A 3,609-nucleotide genomic window follows, 5' to 3' on the forward strand; every position below is an offset into this window, starting at 1 on the left:
CGCGTCAGCCCGCCGTCGTCCGCGCCAGCATTCTCGAAGGCCGCGTCAGCCCGCCGCGATCGCGAGCGGACCCTCCCACGCGGTCGGAAGCGCCGCCGGATGGCCACCCAGGTCGACGACGCTCACGATCTCGCCCAGGACGCGCTGAACGAACTTCTCGCCGACCCAGAGGTGCTTCGCACCGTCGACCCCCACGACCTTGGCGTGGGGGACGGCCGCGAAGCGCTCGGCCGCCTCCGCCGGGCGCAGGTAGTCGTCGAACTCGGGAACGAGGACGGTGAGCGGCTTGCCGCTCGCGGCCCACGCCGCGAGGTCTTCTTCGCCCGCGCGGTGCAGCGGCGGCGAGAGCAGGATCCCGCCCTCGATCTCCGGCTCGACGGGCGGGAGCGCGCCATACCTGAGCGCGAGTTCGGTGCCGAAGGACCAGCCCACGAGCCAGCGGTTGGGCAGTCCGCGCTCGGTGGCGAAACGGACCGCCGCCTCGACGTCCGCGCGCTCGCCCACCCCCTCCTCGAAGCTGCCCTCGCTCGTGCCCCGCGGGCTCGACGTGCCGCGCGTGTTGAAACGCAGGACGGCGATATCGGCGAGCGCGGGAAGACGGAACGAGGCCTTGCGGAACACGTGCGAGTCCATGAAGCCGCCGTGGGTCGGCAGCGGGTGGAGCGTCACGAGCGTGGCCACGGGGTCGCGGTCAAGCGGGAGTGCGAGCTCGCCCACGAGCGTGAGGCCATCCGCCGTGCGCAGCTCGAAGTTCTCCCGCCGGGCGGGGAGCACGGTGTTGGCACGGATCTCCACCGGACCTTCGGACGGGCTGAACTCGTAGGACGCGGGGTCGAAAGGCATGAGCCCCAGCGTAGTCGGCGTTCCCGGGCCTCTATGCGGCTTCAGCGGTACTTGAACGTGCGCGTGCGCCAGCAGTGCGTGTGCCAGTGCCGGCGCTCGGCGATGCCCGCCTCCTCGCCGAAGAGGTGATCGTCGGCCCACACCACGAGGTGCGCCACGCCTAGCGGGATCGTGCGCGAGCAGCCCGGGCACGTGTAGTCCTTCGCCGCGCTGCGGGTGGTCACCTGGCGAACCCGCCAGTCGCCGTCGGGCGCGGACTCGAGCCGCGCGAAGCCCGCGAGCACGCGCTCGAGGTCGAAGTCCTCCCCGTCCTCGGGGCGGGCGTCACGGGCCTGGCCGGGCGGTCCGGACGTCGGGTGCCCGGGGCGTCGGGGACGGCGGGGTCGGTTGGCGCGGGGCATGGGACTATTCTTACGCGTCGCTCCCCGTGCAAGCGCCGGGCTGTAGAGTTCTCGGGTGCGACTCGTCATTGCCCGCTGCTCCGTGGACTATGAAGGCCGGCTCAAGGCCCATCTCCCGCTCGCGACGCGCCTCCTGCTCGTCAAGGCGGACGGCTCCGTGCTCGTGCACTCCGACGGTGGCTCGTACAAGCCCCTGAACTGGATGAGCCCGCCGGCCACGCTCCGGGTCTCGTCCGCCGATTCGGAGGGCGCCGCGTTCGACGAGGGCATCGTCGAGCAGTGGACCGTCCAGTCCGCGAAGACGGACGACCGCCTCATCGTGAACATCTACGAACACCTGCACGATTCGAGCCACGAGCTCGGGGTCGACCCCGGGCTCATCAAGGACGGCGTCGAGGCGGACCTCCAGCGCCTGCTCGCGGAGCAGATCGAGACGCTGGGGACGGGCTACACGCTCATCCGGCGCGAGTACGCGACCGCGATCGGTCCCGTCGACATCCTGGCCCGCGACGCGAGCGGCGCAACGATCGCCGTCGAGCTCAAGCGGCGCGGCGACATCGACGGCGTCGAGCAGCTCACGCGCTACCTCGAGCTGCTCAACCGGGACCCGCTCCTGGCGCCCGTCCGGGGAATCTTCGCGGCCCAGCAGATCAAGCCTCAGGCGCGCGTCCTCGCGACCGACCGCGGGATCGACTGCGTCACGCTCGACTACGACGCCCTGCGCGGCGTCGACGACTCGGACAGCCGCCTGTTCTAGTGACGGCGCTGAGGCCGTGCCGCAAGACCGGCTCGCCCGCTTCCTGACCTGCGCCTTGTCAAGCTGATCCCATCGTTGGGAGACTGCGGAGCGTGGACCGCTGGGTCCGGCAGATCATCAGGTCACGGCCCGGTGGAGACGTCGGCCTCCTCGGCGGCGTGTCGGTGAACGACCTTCCATTCGCCGGCCTCGCGACGGTAGACCTGCGTCACCCGGAGCACATAGGCGCGGGCAGACCCGTCGACGCTGACCGACGTGATCTCCCGATGCGCCGTGTAGGCCATGTCACCGCTGACGTCCGCCGCGATCAGCTCGATGGCGCTAGAAGTTGCATCCGAGAACGCCCGAGCCAACTTGGAGAAGACTTCGCGGACCGCGCGACTGCCGTTGGCGCTGAGCCACGCGCCGAACAACGTGATCGGTTCCCGCTCCGACCAGGTCCGAAACCTCGGTGCCGCATCGCCGTTGTGCAGCGCAACTTCGGCGGCCTGCCATGTCGTATTGAACCAATCCAGGAAGTCGTCACGATCGCCCACGGAGCATATTCAACTCTGGGGCATTCTGGTGCCGCAAGCCGGCTGGCCTCAATCGGCGATGCCGTCGCGCACGCCACTATCGACGCTGTCGTGGTGTCGACGTCTCGGCAAACGGCGACTTTGTTGCGCTAGCGACGGGCTTCGCATGCATCGACGCGTCGAACAGCTCACGCCCTACCTCGAGCTGCTCAACCGGGACCCGCCCCGCAGATCAAGCGTCCAGCCCGCATCCTTGCGACCGACCGCGGGATCGACTGCGTCACGCTCGACTACGACGCCCTGCGCGGCGTCGACGACAGCGCCTCGCGCCTCTTCTGACGGCGCGCTCCATGCGCTCCCCTATGATCGACGTATGACCTCGCCGGACCTGCCTCTGGACCGCCTCATCGCGCGCGGGCGCATCGTGAGCGACGGGGAAACGGTCGACGGCGGCGTCGTCGCCTTTGAGGGCGACCGGATCGCCTACGCGGGCCCGGCCGCGGACTTCGATGCGGAGGCCTTCGGCGGCACGGAGCTCACCCTCCCCGCCGGCGCGCTCCTGTTCCCCGGCCTCGTCGACCTGCACTGCCACGGTGCCGCGGGAGCGGACTTCCCCGGGGCCGACGAGGCGGCGGCCCGTCGGGCCATCGACTTCCTGCACCGATCTGGCACCACGACCCTGCTCGCGAGCCTCGTGACGGCGGCCCCCGAGGACCTCCTGCGCGGCATCCGGCTGTTCGCTCGCCTCGACGCCGAGGGGCTCGTGGGCGGCATCCACCTCGAGGGACCGTTCCTCGCGGCGGCGCGCTGCGGGGCGCAGAATCCAGCGTTCCTGCTCGACCCGGACCTCGGGCTCGCCGAGGAGCTCATCGAGGCCGCCGAGGGCAAGCTCGCGACCATGACGTATGCCCCCGAGCTCCCCGGCGCGGCCGAGCTCGTGGACCTGCTCACGGCCCACGGCGTGACGCCCTCGCTCGGACACACGGACTGCGACGACGCGACCGCGAGCGCGTCTCTCGACCAGGCGCTCGAGGAGCTCACGTCCGCGGGCTTCGACGGCGAGGAGACCGTCCCGACCGTCACGCACCTGTTC

5 protein-coding genes and 1 pseudogene are annotated in these 3,609 nt (G+C 70.8%); 3 read left to right on the forward strand and 3 right to left on the reverse strand.

Annotated elements, in window-relative coordinates; translation table 11 throughout:
- Positions 1-45: 45 nt before the first annotated feature.
- On the reverse strand, positions 46-843 hold the full coding sequence (locus tag ACLN58_RS19580; protein ID WP_415856910.1) for an alpha/beta hydrolase: 798 nt from the start codon (positions 841-843) through the stop codon (positions 46-48).
- Between the two features lie 41 nt (positions 844-884).
- Positions 885-1,244, reverse strand: a complete 360-nt coding sequence (locus ACLN58_RS19585; protein ID WP_415856911.1) for an ATP/GTP-binding protein — start codon at positions 1,242-1,244, stop codon at positions 885-887.
- A 55-nt stretch (positions 1,245-1,299) separates the two neighbouring features.
- On the opposite strand from ACLN58_RS19585, the gene nucS reads away from it, so the two are divergent.
- A complete protein-coding gene (gene nucS / locus ACLN58_RS19590; RefSeq protein WP_415856912.1) occupies positions 1,300-2,001 on the forward strand; it encodes an endonuclease NucS in 702 nt (233 codons plus the stop codon).
- 122 nt (positions 2,002-2,123) lie between these two features.
- On the opposite strand, the gene ACLN58_RS19595 is transcribed toward nucS, so the two are convergent.
- A complete protein-coding gene (locus tag ACLN58_RS19595) occupies positions 2,124-2,537 on the reverse strand; it encodes a nuclear transport factor 2 family protein (RefSeq protein WP_415856913.1) in 414 nt (137 codons plus the stop codon).
- Positions 2,538-2,694: 157 nt separating this feature from the next.
- Here ACLN58_RS19595 and ACLN58_RS19600 point away from each other — a divergent pair.
- Together ACLN58_RS19600 and ACLN58_RS19605 are read left to right on the forward strand one after the other, a co-directional pair.
- Positions 2,695-2,855 (forward strand): annotated as a pseudogene (locus tag ACLN58_RS19600) (endonuclease); the annotation flags it as partial.
- Positions 2,856-2,889: 34 nt separating this feature from the next.
- The coding region (locus ACLN58_RS19605) for an amidohydrolase family protein (protein WP_415856914.1) at positions 2,890-3,609 on the forward strand (720 nt) is incomplete at its 3' end.

The organism is Sinomonas sp. G460-2 (assembly GCF_047759905.1).
Lineage (GTDB): Bacteria > Actinomycetota > Actinomycetes > Actinomycetales > Micrococcaceae > Sinomonas.

Coding starts and splice junctions, on each gene's coding strand:
- ACLN58_RS19585 (WP_415856911.1), bottom strand. CDS start 1,244: ATGCCCCGCGCCAACCGACCCCGCCGTCCCCGACGCCCCGGGCACCCG.
- ACLN58_RS19580 (WP_415856910.1), bottom strand. CDS start 843: ATGCCTTTCGACCCCGCGTCCTACGAGTTCAGCCCGTCCGAAGGTCCG.